Annotated in this window: 12 protein-coding genes; 6 read left to right on the top strand and 6 right to left on the bottom strand. The window is 67.7% G+C overall.

The features are described from left to right. Positions 1 to 57: 57 nt before the first annotated feature. On the bottom strand, positions 58 to 2,121 hold the full coding sequence (gene malQ, locus Q8S38_RS20115; protein ID WP_305682123.1) for a 4-alpha-glucanotransferase: 2,064 nt from the start codon (positions 2,119 to 2,121) through the stop codon (positions 58 to 60). A gap of 64 nt (positions 2,122 to 2,185) precedes the next feature. Further along, positions 2,186 to 4,399: a 1,4-alpha-glucan branching protein GlgB gene (glgB, locus tag Q8S38_RS20110; protein WP_305682122.1), complete on the bottom strand. Its 2,214-nt coding sequence runs from the start codon at positions 4,397 to 4,399 to the stop codon at positions 2,186 to 2,188. Positions 4,400 to 4,584: 185 nt separating this feature from the next. On the opposite strand from glgB, the gene Q8S38_RS20105 reads away from it, so the two are divergent. Beyond that, a complete protein-coding gene (locus tag Q8S38_RS20105) occupies positions 4,585 to 4,851 on the top strand; it encodes a DUF2934 domain-containing protein (RefSeq protein WP_305682121.1) in 267 nt (88 codons plus the stop codon). Positions 4,852 to 4,967: 116 nt separating this feature from the next. On the opposite strand, the gene glgA is transcribed toward Q8S38_RS20105, so the two are convergent. Beyond that, on the bottom strand, positions 4,968 to 6,518 hold the full coding sequence (glgA, locus tag Q8S38_RS20100; RefSeq protein ID WP_305682120.1) for a glycogen synthase GlgA: 1,551 nt from the start codon (positions 6,516 to 6,518) through the stop codon (positions 4,968 to 4,970). Between the two features lie 220 nt (positions 6,519 to 6,738). Here glgA and glgX (Q8S38_RS20095) point away from each other — a divergent pair, with 220 nt between their 5' ends. Genes glgX (Q8S38_RS20095) through Q8S38_RS20085 form a run of 3 tightly spaced genes read left to right on the top strand, consistent with a single transcriptional unit; the run spans position 6,739 to position 9,432 of the window. Next, positions 6,739 to 8,826, top strand: a complete 2,088-nt coding sequence (glgX, locus tag Q8S38_RS20095) for a glycogen debranching protein GlgX (protein ID WP_305682119.1) — start codon at positions 6,739 to 6,741, stop codon at positions 8,824 to 8,826. A 38-nt stretch (positions 8,827 to 8,864) separates the two neighbouring features. Beyond that, the gene (locus Q8S38_RS20090) at positions 8,865 to 9,134 is read left to right on the top strand and encodes a BrnT family toxin (protein WP_305682118.1); all 270 of its coding nucleotides are present in this window, start codon (positions 8,865 to 8,867) and stop codon (positions 9,132 to 9,134) included. A 19-nt stretch (positions 9,135 to 9,153) separates the two neighbouring features. Continuing rightward, positions 9,154 to 9,432: a BrnA antitoxin family protein gene (locus Q8S38_RS20085; RefSeq protein WP_305682117.1), complete on the top strand. Its 279-nt coding sequence runs from the start codon at positions 9,154 to 9,156 to the stop codon at positions 9,430 to 9,432. 15 nt (positions 9,433 to 9,447) lie between these two features. Here the strand turns inward: Q8S38_RS20085 and glgX (Q8S38_RS20080) are convergent, their stop codons facing one another. The 3 genes from glgX (Q8S38_RS20080) to Q8S38_RS20070 form a co-directional block, all read right to left on the bottom strand. Then, the gene (gene glgX, locus Q8S38_RS20080; RefSeq protein WP_465247603.1) at positions 9,448 to 11,376 is read right to left on the bottom strand and encodes a glycogen debranching protein GlgX; all 1,929 of its coding nucleotides are present in this window, start codon (positions 11,374 to 11,376) and stop codon (positions 9,448 to 9,450) included. Between the two features lie 49 nt (positions 11,377 to 11,425). Continuing rightward, positions 11,426 to 13,894, bottom strand: coding sequence for a glycogen/starch/alpha-glucan phosphorylase (locus Q8S38_RS20075; protein ID WP_305682115.1), 2,469 nt, complete (start codon positions 13,892 to 13,894; stop codon positions 11,426 to 11,428). Positions 13,895 to 14,046: 152 nt separating this feature from the next. Next, positions 14,047 to 14,226, bottom strand: a complete 180-nt coding sequence (locus Q8S38_RS20070) for a hypothetical protein (RefSeq protein ID WP_305682114.1) — start codon at positions 14,224 to 14,226, stop codon at positions 14,047 to 14,049. A gap of 168 nt (positions 14,227 to 14,394) precedes the next feature. Between Q8S38_RS20070 and Q8S38_RS20065 the strand changes: the two genes are divergently transcribed. Beyond that, positions 14,395 to 15,609, top strand: a complete 1,215-nt coding sequence (locus Q8S38_RS20065) for a putative DNA modification/repair radical SAM protein (protein WP_305682306.1) — start codon at positions 14,395 to 14,397, stop codon at positions 15,607 to 15,609. Positions 15,610 to 15,617: 8 nt separating this feature from the next. Beyond that, on the top strand, positions 15,618 to 17,087 hold the full coding sequence (locus tag Q8S38_RS20060) for a UdgX family uracil-DNA binding protein (RefSeq protein ID WP_305682113.1): 1,470 nt from the start codon (positions 15,618 to 15,620) through the stop codon (positions 17,085 to 17,087). Positions 17,088 to 17,285 lie beyond the last annotated feature (198 nt).

Genomic DNA, 17,285 nt, shown 5'->3' with positions numbered 1-17,285 from the left:
GCGCGGCTTCGCCGCCTGTGCGGGACCACGACATGGTCCCGGCGACATGTCCGACGTTTAGATTTCCGTCTCTCTCGGCGCTCCCAGATAGGCGAGCCGCCGCTCGACCACCGCGTCGTCGAGCAGCGCCGGCGCGTCGCCGTCGAGACGGTGGCGCCAGTTCGGCTTCTCGGTCGTGGTTCCCGGCACATTCGGCTGGGTCTGGATACCGAGCGCATCCTCGATCGGCAGCAGCTTCAGCGTGCAGGGCGTCTGCGCGATGTAGCGGATCGCAGCGTCCACCACCGGGGCGGTGTCGTCGGGCGCGGGCCGCTCGCCTGCGACGAGGCCGGCCTGTTCGAAGGCGCCCCACAGGACGCCGCGGTCCCAGGCGCGGATGCCCTGGTGATCGACGCCGTCATGCGTCGGTTCGAGATCGGCTCCGGCCCACCAGCCGGCCGTGGGGATCAGATCATGGGTGGTGGTGAGCGCGGCGGCGTCGGCATGCCAGTGCTGCGGCGGGATATAGCCGTGGTCGCTCTTCTCGAAGCGCAGCACGCGCAGGCCGGCGACGCCCTGGTCGCGCAGGTAGTCGCGGAACCCGTCCGGCAGCGTGCCGAGATCCTCGCCGATGACGATCGCCTTGTGGCGCCAGGATTCGAGCGCGACGAGCCGGAACAGCGTCTCCGACGGGAAGGTGACATAAGCGCCCTCCAGCGCGCTGGCGCCTTCCGGCACCAGCCAGAGCCGGCTCATGCCCATGACATGGTCGATGCGGATGCCGCCGACATAGCGCAGGCTGGCGCGCAGCGTCTCGATGAAGGGTGCGAAGCCCGAGGCTGCCAGCCCGCGCGGCGAGAAGGTGGTCAGCCCCCAGCTCTGGCCCTCGGCGGAATAGTAGTCGGGCGGCGCGCCGACGCTCAGGCCTCCCAGAACCTCGTGCTGGCGGCTCCAGGCATGGCTGCCCGACCCGTCCATGCCGATGGCGAGGTCGGCGATCAGCCCGACCTTCATGCCGGCCTCGCGGCAGACGCGCTGCGATTCGCCATAGGAGCGGGCGGTCAGCCATTGCAGGAAGATCTGGTGGGCGATGGCCTCGGCATGCTCCTCGGCAAAGGCCGCGACCTCCGGGCTGTCGGGGTCGCGATAGGGCGCCTCCCAGTCGCGCCAGCTCCAGGCGCCGGGATTCTGCTGCAACTGCGCGGCGTGCAGCACCTCGAAGATCGCATGCGATCGCAGCAGCGGGGAGGCCTCCGCCAGCGCGCGCTCGAAGTCCAGCCGGGCCGGCTCGGCAACGCCGGGTTGGCGCAGCGCGTCGAACAGCCCGCGCAGCAGCGTCTGCCGCAGCGGCGTCGCGGCGAGCCAGTCGACCTGCGGCAGCGCCGAGAGCCGCGCCATCGCCTCGCCCAGTCCGGCCTGGGCGATGACGTCACGCAGCAGGGCTTCCGGCAGGATCGCGGCCGGATCGGCATGGAGCGGGTTGTAGAACAGCCGCGTCGAGGGGGAATAGGGGCTGAAATGGCCGGGTTCCGCGCCATAGAGTGCATGGACCGGGCTGATCGCGAGCGCGTCGGCGCCCCGCGCGGCCGCGGCGCGCCCGAGTGCGGAGACGCCGGCGAAGTTGCCGATGCCGCCATCGTCCTGCGTGCGCAGCGAGTAGATCTGGGCGGTCAGGCCGAAGCCGGCCGCCTCGCCATTCAGATCGGCGAAGGTGATGCAGCGCTCGGGCGCGGTCGCGACGGTGAAGTCGCCCTCGCTGGTGCGAACCGTGTGATAGCCCGGCTCGTCGAAAGCCGGCAGGGTCAGCGCCCCGTCATAGCCTTCCTCCGAGGTGACGATCCGGTGCGCGCCGCTTTCGAGCGTGATTTCCACCGCCGTTCCGCCCGGCGAGGCAAGCGGAAGGCCGACCTTCTGGCCGACGCGCGCGGTGGTGAAGCGCGAACTCGCCGCTGCGTTGACGCCGCTCTCCATCAGCGAGAGCGAATTGCGCAGGTTCGCATCGGTGTCGGCCGGCAGGCCGAGCGCCAGCAGGATCGAGCGCAGGCTTTCGGGCGAGACGGCGCGATCTTCCCCGGTCTGGTCGGTCCAGTGCGGCGCGACGCCCGCCTTGACGGCGAGCTGGCGCAGGATGTCGTCACTCATGAAAGGGCTCCGGGGTCGGCATATCGGGATCGGACAAGCAGGGCAGGGCGGAGCGTGAGCAGGCTCAATCCGGCCCGCCGGCGCCTTCGAGCACGAGCAGACCCAGCGGCGGCAGCGTCAGCGACAGGCTCTGCGCCTGGCCGTGGGCAGCGATGGCCTGCGTGCGGGCCCCCCCGCCATTGCCCAGCCCGGCGCCGCCATAGATGCCGGCATCGCTGTTGAGCCGCTCGCGCCAGAGACCGGCATGGGGCACGCCGATCCGATAGTCGTGGCGCGGAACCGGCGTCATGTTGGCGACGACCAGGAGCTCGGCTGCGCCGGGCGCGCTCGAGCGGTTGAATGCGAAGACCGAGTTGGCGTTGTCGTCGGCGACGACCCAACCGAAGCCTTCCGGCGCATGGTCGAGCCGGTGCAGCGCGGGCGTCGTGCGGTAGAGCGCGTTCAGGTCGCGCACCAGCCGCGAGACGCCCTGCCGGCGCGCGTCGTCGGGATGGGGCCAGGGGAAGGGCGCATCGACCGACCATTCGTCCTGCGCGCCGAACTCGCACCCCATGAAAAGCAGCTTCTTGCCGGGATGGGCCCACATCATCGCGAGATAGAGCCGCAGATTGGCAAAGCGCTGCCAATCGTCGCCCGGCATGCGCGCGAGCAGCGAGCCTTTGCCGTGGACGACCTCGTCATGCGAGATCGGCAGCACGAAATTCTCGGAGAAGGCGTAGATCAGCCCGAAGGTGATGTCGTCGCCGTGATGGCCGCGATAGATCGGGTCATGGCCGATATAGCGCAGCGTGTCGTGCATCCAGCCCATGTTCCATTTGAAGTGGAAGCCGAGCCCGCCATGATGGACGGGGCTGGTGACGCCGGGCCAGGCGGTCGATTCCTCGGCGATGGTGACGGCGCCGCGCCCATGCGCGCCGATCAGCGTGTTGAGCTCCTGGAAGAAGCTGACGGCCTCGAAATTCTCCCGCCCGCCGAGATGGTTGGGCACCCATTCGCCGGGTTTGCGGCTGTAGTCGCGGTAGAGCATCGAGGCGACCGCATCGACCCGCAGGCCGTCGAGATGGAAGGTCTCGATCCAGAACAGGGCCGAGGCGATCAGGAAGCCGCGGACCTCGCGACGGCCGACATTGTAGATCAGCGTGTTCCAGTCGACATGGAAGCCCTGGCGGGGATCCTCATGCTCGTAGAGCGCCGTGCCGTCGAAGCGGGCGAGGCCATGGTCGTCCGAGGGAAAATGCGCCGGGACCCAGTCCAGGATCACGCCGATACCGGCGGCATGGCAGCGATCGACGAAACGGGCGAAGGCCTCCGGCGGGCCCAGCCGCGCGGTCGGGGCGAAGAGCGCCAGCGGCTGGTAGCCCCAGGAGCCGCCGAACGGGTGTTCGGTGATCGGCATCAGCTCGACATGGCTGAAGCCCATATGCTGGAGATAGGGGATCAGCCGGTCGGTGGCCTCGTCCCAGGAACCCATCTGGCCCCATTCGGTGCGCAGCCAGGAACCGACATGGACCTCGTAGGTGGTCATCGGTTCGGCGATCGGGCTCGCCTGCTCGCGGGCGGCGAGCCAGGCCTCGTCCGTCCAGGTGAAGGCGGGCGGCGCGGCGACGACGGAGCCCGTCTTCGGCGGCATCTCGGTGCAGCGCGCCAGCGGGTCGGCCTTCCAGGGCAGGGCTTCGCCCGAAGCCGCGATCAGCGCGTATTTGTAGACCGCGCCCGCCTTCAGCCCGGGAATGAACAGCTCCCAGATGCCGGGGCCCAGCCTGCGCCGCATCGGGTGGCGACGGGGCTCCCAGCCGTTGAAGTCGCCGACGACGGCGACATGGGCGGCATTGGGGGCCCAGACCGCAAAGAGCACGCCCTCGATGCCGTCGATCGTGCGCAGATTGGCGCCGAGCCGGGTCGCGAGGTCGAAATGCCGGCCTTCGGCGGCCAGATAGATATCGTCGTCGGAGAGCAGCAGGCCGAAGGTATAGGGATCGGCGGTCTCGGTGATGCCGCCGGCCCAGGCCGTGCGGATGCGATAGGGCGTCCCGGCGGGGCAGGGCGCTTCGAACAGGCCCTCGCCGATGCCGACCATCGGAACGGTGCGGCGCTCTTCGCCCTCCCCGGTGACCAGTTCGACGTAGTTGGCGCCGGGCAGGAAGGCCCGCACGAGGCCGATGCCGTCGACGACATGGTGGCCCAGCACGGAGAAGGGGTCCGGGTGGCGCCCCTCGATCAGCAAGGCGATGTCGCGCCCCGGCAGGCTGGGCAGTCTCAGCGGCATCTGGCGGCTCATCCGTTCGGGCTCCATCGCAATTGCGACTCCACCTGCAGCGGGGAATCGTCGATGATGCAACGCAGCGGAGCCAGCCTGCGTTCCGCCGGTATGCGGCTGCGCTGTCCGGTGATTCCGGATCGGAACCAAGAGCGGCCGGCACGGTTGTCGCACTGCCATACAGGCTTTTGACAGGGAGGATGCCAATGAGCCGGGAGCAGACTGTTCGCGATGTCGCCTATGCGATCTGGGAAGCCGAAGGCAAGCCCCCGGGACGCGACGCCCTGCATTGGCGCCTGGCCGAAGAACGGGTCGCCGCCAGCCTCGCCAGCGGGCGCCAGGATATGGCTATGGCTGACAAAGCGGCCTCGAAGCCGGCGGTTGCCAAGGCCAGGAGCCCGGCAAAGGCCCCGGCGGCCGCCAAGGCCAAAATCTCGGCCGGAGCCAAGAGCAGCCCGAAGGCCAAAACCTGAAACGCACCGGCGCTGTGGCCTGAAAGAACGGCTGCGGCGCAAAGCCGCATGAGACGGCTGCGCGGCCATCGAGGCGGTGCCCGCGCGCGCGGCGCTCTCGCCCGCGCCGCCGCCGCTCAAGCGGCGAGCGCCCTGGCGTAGACATCGGCGTAGCGATGGGTGGGCCGGCTCCAGTCGAAGCGCTTGGCCATCGCGTGTTCGCGCATCTGCAGGAACGCGGTCTTGGAGCGGAAGGCGTCGAGCGCCCGCGTCACGGCCGAGGCGAGGCCGGCCCCCGTCAGGGACGAAAACAGGAAGCCGGAGCGGCCATCCTCGATCGTATCGACGAGGCCGCCGGTGCGGTAGGCGATCGGCAAGGCGCCGAAGCGCTGCGCATACATCTGGCTCAGGCCGCAGGGCTCGAAGCGCGAGGGCATCAGCAGGAAGTCGCTCGCGGCGAAGATGCGGCGGGCCTCGGCGTCGTCGAAGCCGATCCGGGCGGCGACCGCATTCGGATATTGCCGCGCCAGCCGCTCGATGGCGTCTTCCAGGCGCGGCTCGCCGCGGCCGGTGACGACGAGTTGCCCGCCATTGCCGACGATCGTCTCGGCCGCCTCGATCGAGAGGTCGATGCCCTTCTGGTGGACGAGCCGCGAGATGATCGAGAACAGCGGCCCGCGCGATGGCGGCAGCTCGAAGGTCTTGCGGATATCGGCGGCGTTCTGGCGCTTCCACTGCCGGATGCGCTGGACCGCCGTCTTCTCGGCGCCGAGGGGCGAGGTCCAGCTGTCGTCGATGCCGTTGACGATCCCGGTCAGGCGCCCCTCCTCCATGCGGGTCTTGAGCAGACCGTCCAGCCCGCAGCCATGCTCGGCCGTGGTGATCTCATGGGCGTAGGTCTCGCTGACCGTGGTGACATGCGAGCTGTAGTAGATTCCGCTCTTGAGGAAGGAGATCTTGCCGTGGAACTCGGCCCCATTCATCGAGAAGGCGAGGTCGGGGATGCCGAGCGCCGCCATGCGGCTGGGCTGGTAGAGGCCCTGATAGGCCAGGTTGTGGATGGTCAGGATCGAGGGCGTGCTCAGGCCCTTCCAGCGCAGATAGCCGGGCGCCAGCGCCGACGGCCAGTCGTTGACATGGACGATGTCGGGCTTCCAGTTCGGATCGGCCTCGCCGGCTGCGATCTCGGCGGCTGCGAGCGAGAGCCGCGCGAAGCGGATGTCGTTGTCGGCGAAATCGCCGCCCGTGAAGGGGCCATAGGGCGAACCGTCGCGATCGTAGAGTTCGTCGCAGAGTACCGCATAGATGGTCAGGCCGTCGGGCGTGGTGAAACGTCCCAGCGACCAGGGCGGCAGGCTCGCGGTCCGCGGCATCTCGCGCACGATGTCCATGCTCGGTCTGGCGGCGCGGACCTGGCGAAAACCGGGCAGGAGGACGCGAACGTCGCAGAGCGCGCGCAATTGCCGGGGCAGCGCGGTGGACACCTCACCCAAGCCGCCGGCCTTGATGAAATCGCCCATTTCCGAGGTGACGAAGAGCAGTTTAGTATGGCCGGGCAACGTCCTGGCGATCTCGGCCGCTCCTTCCTTGACGACGGCTGCATAGGTCAGCGCGTGTCCGGAGGTGGAGGGCGCGCCGTCGATGGCCGGCGCAATGTCGATCCCCGGGTCCTTCACCGTTGCGATCATGGCAGCCTCCCAATGCATCTCTTGGAGAGCAACATCATCGGCGTCTCAAGGTTCCCCTCCGGGCTGCTGAAATTGATGCAAATCAAAGGCCGTTGTCAGGAACTCCAGCGCGACCATCACGTTGCACCGTCTGCGGCAGGCTAGCGGCATGATGTGACAGGGTCGTGCGCCGCATGCTGCGGCGCCGGTTTCGTCAGGCCTGACCCGTGCGAGGGATCCGATGTCTGACGGTAACGCAATGCGCTTCGATGTCGAGCCCGGCGAAGCGACGCAGCTTGGCGCCGTGCATGACGGGCAGGGCACCAATTTCGCGCTGTTCTCGGCGCATGCGGAGCGGGTCGAACTCTGTCTGTTCGACGAAACCGGCGCGATCGAAACCGCGCGCATCACGCTTCCCGAATACACCGACGAAATCTGGCACGGCTATCTGCCGGGTGTGAAGCCGGGCCAGCGCTACGGCTACCGCGTGCATGGCCGTTTCGCGCCGGAGGAAGGCCACCGCTTCAATGCCAACAAGCTGCTGCTCGACCCCTATGCGCGGGAGTATGCGGGCAAGGTCGAATGGAACGATGCCCATTACGGCTATGACGTGAAGTCTGAGGCCGACACCGACCTGACCTTCAGCGAACTCGACAGCGCGCCCTTCATGCCCAAATGCGTTGTCTGCGACTGGAAGGCCGATTTGGGCGCGCCCGCGCGTCCGAACGTGCCCTGGGACAGGACGGTGTTCTACGAGACCCATGTGCGCGGCTTCACCAAGCTGCACCCGGCCGTGCCGCAGGATCTGCGGGGCACCTTCGACGGCCTCGGCGAAAAGGCGGTGATCGACTACATCAAGAGCCTGGGCGTGACCTCGGTCGAGCTTTTGCCGATCCATGCCTATCTCGACGACCACCACCTCGCCGCCAAGAACCTGACCAACTACTGGGGCTACAACACGATCGGCTTCTTCGCGCCGATGCAGCGCTATGAGGGCAAGGCGGGGCTGCAGTCCTTCCGCGACATGGTGCGCAAGTTCCACGATGCCGGGCTCGAGGTCATCCTCGACGTGGTCTACAACCACACCGCCGAAGGCAACGAGATGGGCCCGACGCTTTCCTTCAAGGGCATCGACAACTTCGCCTATTACCGGACGATGCCGGACGATCCGCGCTTCTATATCAACGACACCGGCACCGGGAACACGGTCAACACCAGCCATCCGCGCGTGCTGCAGATGATCCTGGATTCGCTGCGCTACTGGGTCGAGGTGATGGAGGTCGACGGCTTCCGCTTCGATCTCGGCACCATTCTCGGGCGCGAGCCGCACGGCTTCGACCAGCGCGGCGGCTTCTTCGACGCGATCGGCCAGGACCCCGTCCTGCGCAAGGTCAAGCTCGTCGGCGAGCCCTGGGACATCGGGCCCGGCGGCTACCAGGTCGGCGGCTTTCCGCCGGGCTGGGGCGAGTGGAACGACAAGTACCGCGATACCATCCGTGGCTACTGGAAGGGCGAGGAGGGCATCGTGCGCGACCTCGCCGCGCGCATCACCGGTTCAGGCGACATCTACGATCTGCGGGGGCGCCGGCCCTGGGCGGGCGTCAATTTCATCACCGCCCATGACGGGTTCACGCTCAACGATCTCGTTTCCTACAACGAGAAGCACAACGACGCGAATGGCGAGGACAACAAGGACGGCCACGGCCACAACCTGTCCTACAATTTCGGCGCCGAGGGCCCGACCGATGACGAGGGCATTCTCGCGGCGCGCGAACGCCAGAAGCGCAACCTGCTGGCGACGCTGCTGCTCTCGCATGGCACGCCGATGATCCTGGCAGGCGACGAATGCGGCCACTCCAATGGCGGCAACAACAACGTCTACTGCCAGGACAACGAACTGGCCTGGATGAAGTGGGAGGAACTGACCGAACGCGACAAGGCGCTGACGGGTTTCGTCCAGCGCGTGACGCAGCTGCGGGCCGACCATCCGATCTTCCGGCGGGCTTCGTTCCGCGACGGTTGTGTGCTGCGGTGGCTCAACCCGGCCGGCGGCGACCAGCAGGAGGAGCATTGGGACGACGAAGGCCTGCGCGCCATCGGCCTCCTGATGCACATGCCCGATGTCGAGCAGGGCGGCGACGAAGCCTTGATTCTTTTCAACGCCTTCGACGGCGACGTTCCCTTCAAGATTCCGCCGCGGGTGAAGGCGGGATCATGGTCGGTGGTGCTCGATACGGAGATCGGTCCGGGCTCTGACGAAGGTCGCAAGGGGCTGAAAGCTGATGCCGAGCTGACCCTGTCGCCAAGGTCGCTGATCGTGCTGATGTGAGCGATTGCCCGTAGCTTCATCTGTAGCTACAATGGCTCATGGGGTTCCAATGGGACGAGGCGAAGAGCAAGGTCAACGAGGCCAAGCACGACGTCTCGTTCGCCGAAGCGTCTCTGGTCTTTCGTGGTCGCTTCATGGCGCGGCAAGACGCCCGGCACGACTATGGCGAGGCCCGCTTCATCGCCTTGGGACTGTCGCAGGGCCGCTTGCTGCGCGTGGTGTACACAAGGCGGGACGGCGATATCCGCATCATCTCCGCCTGGAAAGCGAGCAGTTATGACCGCAAAATCTTCGACCAAGGTCAGTAGCGAAGTCAGGTATGAGAGCTTGGACGACATTCCCGTGCCGCCTCGGCTCAGCCGGATTTCTGATGGCTGGAGCGACGAGGAGATCGAGCGCCGGGCAGCCGAAGATCCCGATGCGGGGCTGGTGCCGCCCGGCTTCTGGGACGAGGCCGAGATCGTCGAGCCGGAGGGAACGGAGCAGATCACGCTGCGGCTGCCGCGGCGCGTGCTCAGCCATTTCCGGGCGACGGGTAAGGGCTATCAGAGCCGGATCAGCGCAGTGCTGGCGAGTTATGTCGATGCGCGCCGGAAGACCGGCTGAGGTTCGGGCGATCCACTAAGTCCGCCTGCCGAACAGGCTGACGCTGCGGGCCGGCAGGAGGCCTTCGCCGCCCTCGGGTGCCGAGCCATGCAGATGCTGCCACGCCCGAGGCGAACCGTCGGGCAGGGCGAGCGTGATATCGGTCCTGCTGCGATTGACGGCGATCAGCAGGGATTCCTCTGCCCCGTTCAACATCAGGCAAAGCGCGTCCAGCCGGCCCCACTCCTCGTCGGCGATCGGCGCGCCGTCGGGTGTCAGCCAGCGGGCATCGGGAGGCTCGCCCGCGCCGGTCAGGAAAGTCTCAGCCGCCAGCAGCGGGTGCGCCTTGCGTAACCGCACCAGCGACGCGACGAAGGCGGCCAGGTCGCCGTCCGATCTCTCCCAATCCAGCCAGAACGCTTCGTTGTCCTGGCAATAGGCGTTGTTGTTGCCGTGCTGCGTCCGGCCGAAGTCGTCGCCGGCGGTCAGCATGGGCACCCCGCGCGACAGGAACAAAGTCGCCAGCAACGCGCGGACATCGCGCTTGCGCGCGGCGGCCACGGCCGGGTCGTCGGACGCGCCCTCGATCCCGTTGTTCCAGCTGTGGTTTTCGTTGTCGCCGTCGCGGTTGCCCTCGCCATTGGCCTCGTTGTGCTTGGCGGTATGGGAAACGAGATCGGCCAAAGTGAAGCCGTCATGGGCGGCGATGAAGTTGATGCTCGCCTGCGGCCCGCGATAGCGGGAGGCAAAGAGATCGGCGGAGCCGGCCAGGCGCGTCGCCAGCGCACCTGAGAGGCCGGTATCGCCCCTCCAGAAGCGGCGGATATCGTCGCGGTAGCGCCCGTTCCATTCGGCGAAGGGGGCGGGAAACTCGCCGAGACGGTAGCCGCCCGGGCCGATGTCCCAGGGCTCTGCGATCAGGATGGCGCGCGACAGGGCGGGATCCTGCAGGATCGCCGCGAAGAGCGGAGCATCCTGAGAGTAGCCCGTATCTGAGCGTCCCATCACCGTGCCGAGATCGAAGCGGAAGCCGGCGACGCCGAGGCCGCGCCAGTGCCGCAGCGCATCCATCGCCATGCGGACAACGGGAGCCCGGTCGAGCGCGAGCGTGTGGCCGCAGCCGGTGTCGTTGATCAGCCGGCCGGGATCGTCGGCGGCGTGGCGGTAATAGACCGCGTTGTCGAGCCCGCGCAGGCTGATCGTGGCGCCGAATTCGTCGCTCTCGGCGGTGTGGTTCAGGACGATGTCGAGGATGATGCCGATGCCGGCCTGCGCATAGGTTTCGCAGAGCCGGCGCAGATCGGCCGTGCCGCCGGGCGCCAGGCGCGGATCCGGGGCGAAGAAGTTGACCGGGTTGTAGCCCCAGGCATTGGCGAGACCGAGCGGCGGCAGGTGGCGCTCGTCCATCCAGGCGGCGACCGGCATCAGCTCGACATGGCTGACGCCCAGTTCACCGATGTGGTCGAGGATGGCCGGTTCGCAGAGCGCCGCCAGCGTGCCACGGATGCGCTGCGGCACGGCGGGATGGCGCATCGTGAACGACTTCACCGCGAGTTCGTAGATGAAGCTCGGGGCGCTCTGCATCTCGCCATTTGCGGCCGGAAGCGCCTCGCCGACGATGCCGCGCGGCACGAGATCGGCGGTGTCGGTGCCGAACTCCGCGAGCCTCGGATCCCAGCGGAACGGGCGGTCGATCCGCATTGCATAGGGGTCGACCAGCAATTTGGCGGCGTCGAAGCGATGCCCGTGCTGCGGCTGCCACGGGCCGTCGACGCGCAGGCCATAGCGCAGCCCTGCCTTGGCTCCGGGCAGCACGCCATGATGGATGTCGCCGGTGCGGCAGGGCAGGGGCAGGCGCGCGGTCTCCCGCTCGCCGGTCTCGTCGAACAGGCACAGATTCACGCGCTCGCCATGGCGCGAGAAGACGGCGAAGCTGACGCCGTCATCGCCCGGCGTTGCGCCCATGCGCGCCGGCAGCGGGCCGGAGACGAGCCGCTGTCGCGACGCCACGCGGTCAGCCTGCGGTGTCGCGCGTGGGGATGTTCCAGATCCGCTGCGCATATTCGCCGATCGCGCGGTCGGCGCTGAACCAGCCGCAATGGGCGGTGTTGGTCACCGACATGCGCCACCACTTGTCCTGGTCGGCCCAGAGCGTGTCGATCCGGCGTTGCGCCTGGTGGTAGCTGTCGAAATCGTTGAGCACCATGAACCAGTCATTGGCGCGCAAGCCGTCGACGAGGCCGCGATAGCGGTCGCGCTCGCGGGGCGAATAGGCGCCCGACGCCACCGCGTCGAGAACGCCCTCGAGATGGGGCGCGCCGGCGATGACCTCGCTGGTCGGCCGGGGATTGCGCTTGGCGGCCTCGACCTCCTCGGCCGTCATGCCGAAGATGACGATGTTGTCGGCGCCGACACGCTCACCGATCTCGATATTGGCGCCGTCGAGCGTCCCGATGGTGATCGCGCCGTTGAGCGCGAACTTCATGTTGCCGGTGCCCGAAGCCTCCATGCCGGCGGTCGAGATCTGCTCGGAGACGTCGGCTGCGGGGATGATCAGCTCGGCGGCGCTGACATTGTAGTTCGGCAGGAACACGACCTTGAGCCGGTCGCGGGTGGTGATGTCGTTGTTCACGACGACGGCGACGTCGTTGATCAGGTTGATGATCGCCTTGGCGGTGCCGTAGTTGGAAGCCGCCTTGCCGGCGAAGATCTTCACCCGTGGCGCCCAGTCCTTGTAGGGCTCCGAGCGGATCGCGTCATAGAGCGCGATCGTCTCGAGGATGTTGAGCAACTGGCGCTTGTATTCGTGGATGCGCTTGATCTGCACGTCGAACAGCGCATCGGGATCGACGGTGACGCCCGTTTCCTGCCGGATGATTTTTGCCAGCTTGAGCTTGTTCTCGCGCCGGATCGCGGCCAGTCGCGCATGCAGGGCGCGGTCGCCGGTATGGGCGGCGAGACGATGGATCTGGCCGATATGGTCGGTCAGATCGTCGCCGCAGACCTCCTGCAGCAGCTTGGTCAGGCCGGGATTGGCGCCGAACAGCCAGCGTCGCGGCGTGATGCCGTTGGTGACGTTGGTGATGCGACCGGGGAAGATCGCGTTCAGCGGTGCGAAGACGGTCTGCTCCATGAGCTTGGAATGCAGGGCCGAGACGCCGTTGACCGTGTGCGAGCCGACGAAGGCGAGGTGGGCCATGCGCACGCGCCGGCCGTTATGCTCGTCGATCAGCGAGATCGCCGAGAGATCGACGTTCTCGCCGCCGCTGGAGCGCCGGACCTCCTCGAGGAAGCGGGCATTGATGGCGAAGATGATCTGCATGTGGCGCGGCAGAAGCCGCTCCATCAGCGCCACCGGCCAGGTCTCCAGCGCCTCCGGCAGGAGCGTGTGGTTGGTGTAGGAAATGGTGGCGTTGGTGATCGTCCAGGCTTGTTCCCAGGCCAGGCCATGCTCGTCGATCAAAAGCCGCATCATCTCGGCGACGGCGAGCGAGGGATGGGTGTCGTTGAGCTGGATCGCGACCTTGTCGGCGAGATTGTCGAGCGTGCCGAACTGGCGGTAATGCCGCCGGACCAGATCCTGCAGCGAGGCCGAGGTGAAGAAGAACTCCTGCCGCAGGCGCAACTCCTGCCCCGCCGGGGTGGAATCATTGGGGTAGAGCACCTTCGAGATCGCCTCGGCGCGGTTGCGCTCGGCCACGGCGCCGACGAGGTCGCCCTGGTTGAAGGCGTCGAGCGAGAGCGGGTGCATGGCCCGGGCACGCCAGAGCCGCAGCGTCGTGGCGTCACGGCCGCGCCAGCCGATGATCGGCGTGTCGTAGGCGACCGCGAAGACCGTCTCCTCCGGCTCCCAGAACACCTCGCCGGGTTTTTGCGTCGCGGTCAGCGAGCCGCCGAAGCCGATCTTGTAGGAGGCCTCGCGGCGCTCGAACTCCCAGGGATTGCGGAAGGAGAGCCAGTCTTCGGGCACCTCGATCTGCTTGCCGCCGTCGATGCGCTGCTTGAACAGGCCATGATCGTAGCGGATTCCGTAGCCCAGCGCCGGAACGCCGGTCGAGGCCATCGCCTCGAGATAGCAGGCGGCGAGCCGCCCCAGCCCGCCATTACCGAGCGCCGCGTCGGGCTCGATCATTTCGATGGAGGCGAGATCGACGCCGAGTTCGCGCATGGCCTGCGCCATCGCACCGGTGAGGCCGAGATTGTTCAGCGCGTCGGCCAGCGAGCGCCCGATCAGGAACTCGAGCGAGAGATAGTAAACCCGCTTCCGGCCGGTCTGATAACTGTCGCGGGTCGAGCGATGCCAGACGTCGACGATGTGATCGCGCGCCGCCAGAATGCCGGCGGTCAGCCAGTCATGCGGCTGGGCGACCGAGGCGTTCTTGCCGAGCGAATAGGTCAGCTTCTTGAGGATTTCGGCCTTCAGAGTCTCGACCTGCGCATCGCGGCGGTCAAGACTCGGGGCGTCGGCGGCTGTCTCGGTCAAGCGTCAATTCCCGGCTGTTTGGTTGGCGCGGAGTTTCGGAGCAACCTCCCGCCAAGTCCAGACGTAATTGCCGCAATGCAACAGGAAAGCCCGCGGGCCGGCACTCCCCGCGCGCCACTTCCGATCTGAAACGATCCGGACTGGCGGCCGGGCTAGGGACGCAGGGCGGCCGGTTCCTCCCGTCCATCGCGGCCCAACTCCCGGGCGCTCGACACGGCGGAATCGGTCAGGCCGACGACGCTCGCCCAGGCGTTTCGCGTGTACATCCCCTGATGGGCGATGGCGTCGTAGCCGATCAGGACGACGGCGATGAGCAGCAGAATGCGAAACATGGATCCCTCCAGACATGTGATCCCTTCGAAACGCCGACGCGCGGCCGGGTGTTCCAGCCCAGGGGCCGGCGGGCGCCCCGCGACGAAACGTCTCTGGCGGCTCCCATCGCGATCCGATAAAAGAACAAATAATGAACAAAGAGGCTTGGCGTGACGCAACTGACGGTGATGGAGAAGCTGGAGATCCTCAGCGATGCGGCGAAATACGACGCCTCCTGCGCCTCCAGCAGCACAACCAGGCGCAATTCGCTCGCCGGCGGCATCGGCTCGACCACCGGATCGGGCATCTGCCACTCTTACGCGCCGGACGGCCGCTGCATCTCGCTTTTGAAGATCCTGCTGACCAATTACTGCAGCTACGATTGCATCTTCTGCATCAATCGCTCTTCGAGCAATGTCAGGCGGGCGCGCTTCTCGGTGGAGGAGGTCGTCGACCTCACGCTGAACTTCTACAAGCGCAATTACATCGAGGGGCTGTTCCTCTCCTCGGGCATCATCCGCTCGCCGGACTACACGATGGGCGAACTGGTGCGGGTGGCGCAGACGCTGCGCGAGGTCCATGGCTTTCGCGGCTACATCCACCTCAAGCTCATTCCCAGCGCCAACGCCGATCTCGTGGCGCAGGCCGGGCTCTATGCCGACCGCGTCTCGATCAATGTCGAGCTGCCGACCGAGGTGTCGTTGGAGCGGTTCGCGCCGGAGAAGCGGCCTCGTGAGATCAGCGCCGCCATGGGCGGGCTGAAGCTCAGGATCGAGGAGGGCAAGGCGGAGCGGGCGAAGTCGCGTCGCGCGCCGGCCTTTTCCCCGGCCGGGCAGAGCACGCAGATGATCGTCGGCGCCGATGGGGCAAGCGATGCGACGATCTTGCAGCGCAGCGCCCAGCTCTACGGCTCCTTCGGCCTCAAGCGGGTCTATTACTCCGCCTTCAGCCCCATCCCCGATTCCAGCGCGCAGCTGCCGCTGTCGGAACCGCCGCTGATGCGCGAGCACCGGCTCTACCAGGCCGACTGGCTGACGCGGTTCTACGGCTTCGAAGTTGGCGAGATTCTCGATGACGGGGCGGGCGGCATGCTCGATCTCGCCATCGACCCGAAGCTCGCCTGGGCTCTGCGGCATCGCGCGCGCTTCCCCGTGGACGTCAACCGGGCCGACCGCGGGACGCTGCTGCGGGTGCCGGGGCTGGGCACCAAGAGCGTCGGCCGCATTTTGGAGACGCGGCGTTTCCGGCGGCTTCGGTTGGAGGATGTCGGCAAGATCGCGAGGTCGATGACGACCCTGCGACACTTCATCGTCGCGGAGGGCTGGCGCCCCGGCGTCCTGCTCGATAGCGAGCGGCTGAAGCAGCATCTCGCGCCCAAGCCGCAGCAGCTCGCGCTGCTGTGAGGTCGGCCATGGCGCAGTCCGGCATCCTGGCGCGTCTCGACCACCCGGCCGATTTCGACGGCTGGCGGCGGCAGGCGCGCGCGCTCGCCCTGGCGGTGGTGGCGCCGGGCCGGATCGACTGGCAGGTGGGGGCCGACGCCTCCGGGCTCTTCGCCGGGCTGGCCGAGCCGCCGCCGGTCCCGGCCAGCGGGGCGGAGCTGCGCGTGCCGCGCGACTTCGTCGAACTGGCGCAGGCGGTGGTCTGCCACCGCGACGGCGGCCGCTTCGACCTGCTCTACCGGCTGCTGCTGCGGCTCCAGCGCGAGCCGACATTGCTGCATGTGATCACCGACGACGAGGTCCGTCGCGCCCGGGCGATGGCCAAGTCGGTCCGCCGTGACCTGCACAAGATGACCGCCTTCGTGCGCTTCCGCGAGGTCGTCGGCCCCGATGGCGGCGAGGCCTTCGTCGCCTGGTTCGAGCCCGAGCACCACATCGTCGAGCGCGTCTCGCGCTTCTTCGTCGAGCGCTTCGCGGCGATGCGCTGGTCGATCCTGACGCCGCTGCGCTCGCTCCACTGGGACGGCACGACGCTGCATCTGGGGGAGGGCGCCTCGCGCACGGACGCGCCCGACGATGACGCGATGGAGGCCTATTGGCGGACCTATTACGCCAACATCTTCAATCCGGCCCGGCTGAAGATCAAAGCCATGAAGGCGGAGATGCCGGAGAAGTACTGGCGCAACCTGCCCGAGGCCGAGCTGATCGCGCCGCTGATCGCCGCGGCCGGCCGGCGTGCGCAGGAGATGGTGGAGAAAGCCCCGACCGTGCCGCCGGAGCGGCATCTGCGGCAGATGCAGCGCCAGCGGGATGCCGAGCCCGGCTCGACCGAGGCGCCCGCCTCCTGGGAGCAGGCGCGGGCGGTGGCGAAGGATTGTTCGCGCTGCGGGCTGTGCCAGCAGGCGACGCAGACGGTGTTCGGCGAGGGTCCGCTGGCGGCGCCGGTGATGTTCGTCGGCGAGCAGCCGGGCGATCAGGAGGATCTGGCTGGCCGGCCCTTCGTCGGCCCCGCGGGGCAGGTCTTCGACGCGGTGATGGCGGAGGCCGGGCTCGACCGCAGCCGCGCCTATGTCACCAATGCGGTCAAGCATTTCAAATTCACGGTGCGCGGCAAAAGGCGCATCCATGAGCGGCCCAATGCCGGCGAGATCGCGGCCTGTCGCTTCTGGCTCGGGCTGGAGCGGGACTTCGTGCGGCCGAAGCTGGTGGTGGCGCTGGGCGCGACCGCGCTGCACGCTCTGACCGGGCACACAGGCTCGCTGGCCTCGATGCGCGAGCGCGACCTCATGCTGGACGACGGCACAGCCCTGCTGGCCACCGTCCATCCCTCCTATCTGCTGCGGCTGCCAGATGAAGAGGCGCGCGAGCGCGAGACGGCCCGCTTCCGCACGGATCTCGCCCGTGTCGGGGAGATCGTGCCGGACATGGTCGCGGCATAGGCCGTCCTGTTACCATCGCGAGTCATCCCGGGCGAACGCAGGGAGACCCGGGATCCATTCCGGAACGCTTCAGGCATGGATCCCGGGTCTGCGCTTCGCTCCGCCCGGGATGACGGCGTCAGGGTTCTGAAGGGTCCGAGCGTCAACTGCTTGAGCGATTGACCCGGTACTCCTCCCGGTGTCCCCTCCGCACAAACG

The organism is Allobosea sp., assembly GCF_030695125.1.
Taxonomy (GTDB): Bacteria; Pseudomonadota; Alphaproteobacteria; order Rhizobiales; family Beijerinckiaceae; genus Allobosea.
Note: the sequence above shows the minus strand (reverse complement) of the source record. Positions and strands in the feature narration are given on the sequence as shown.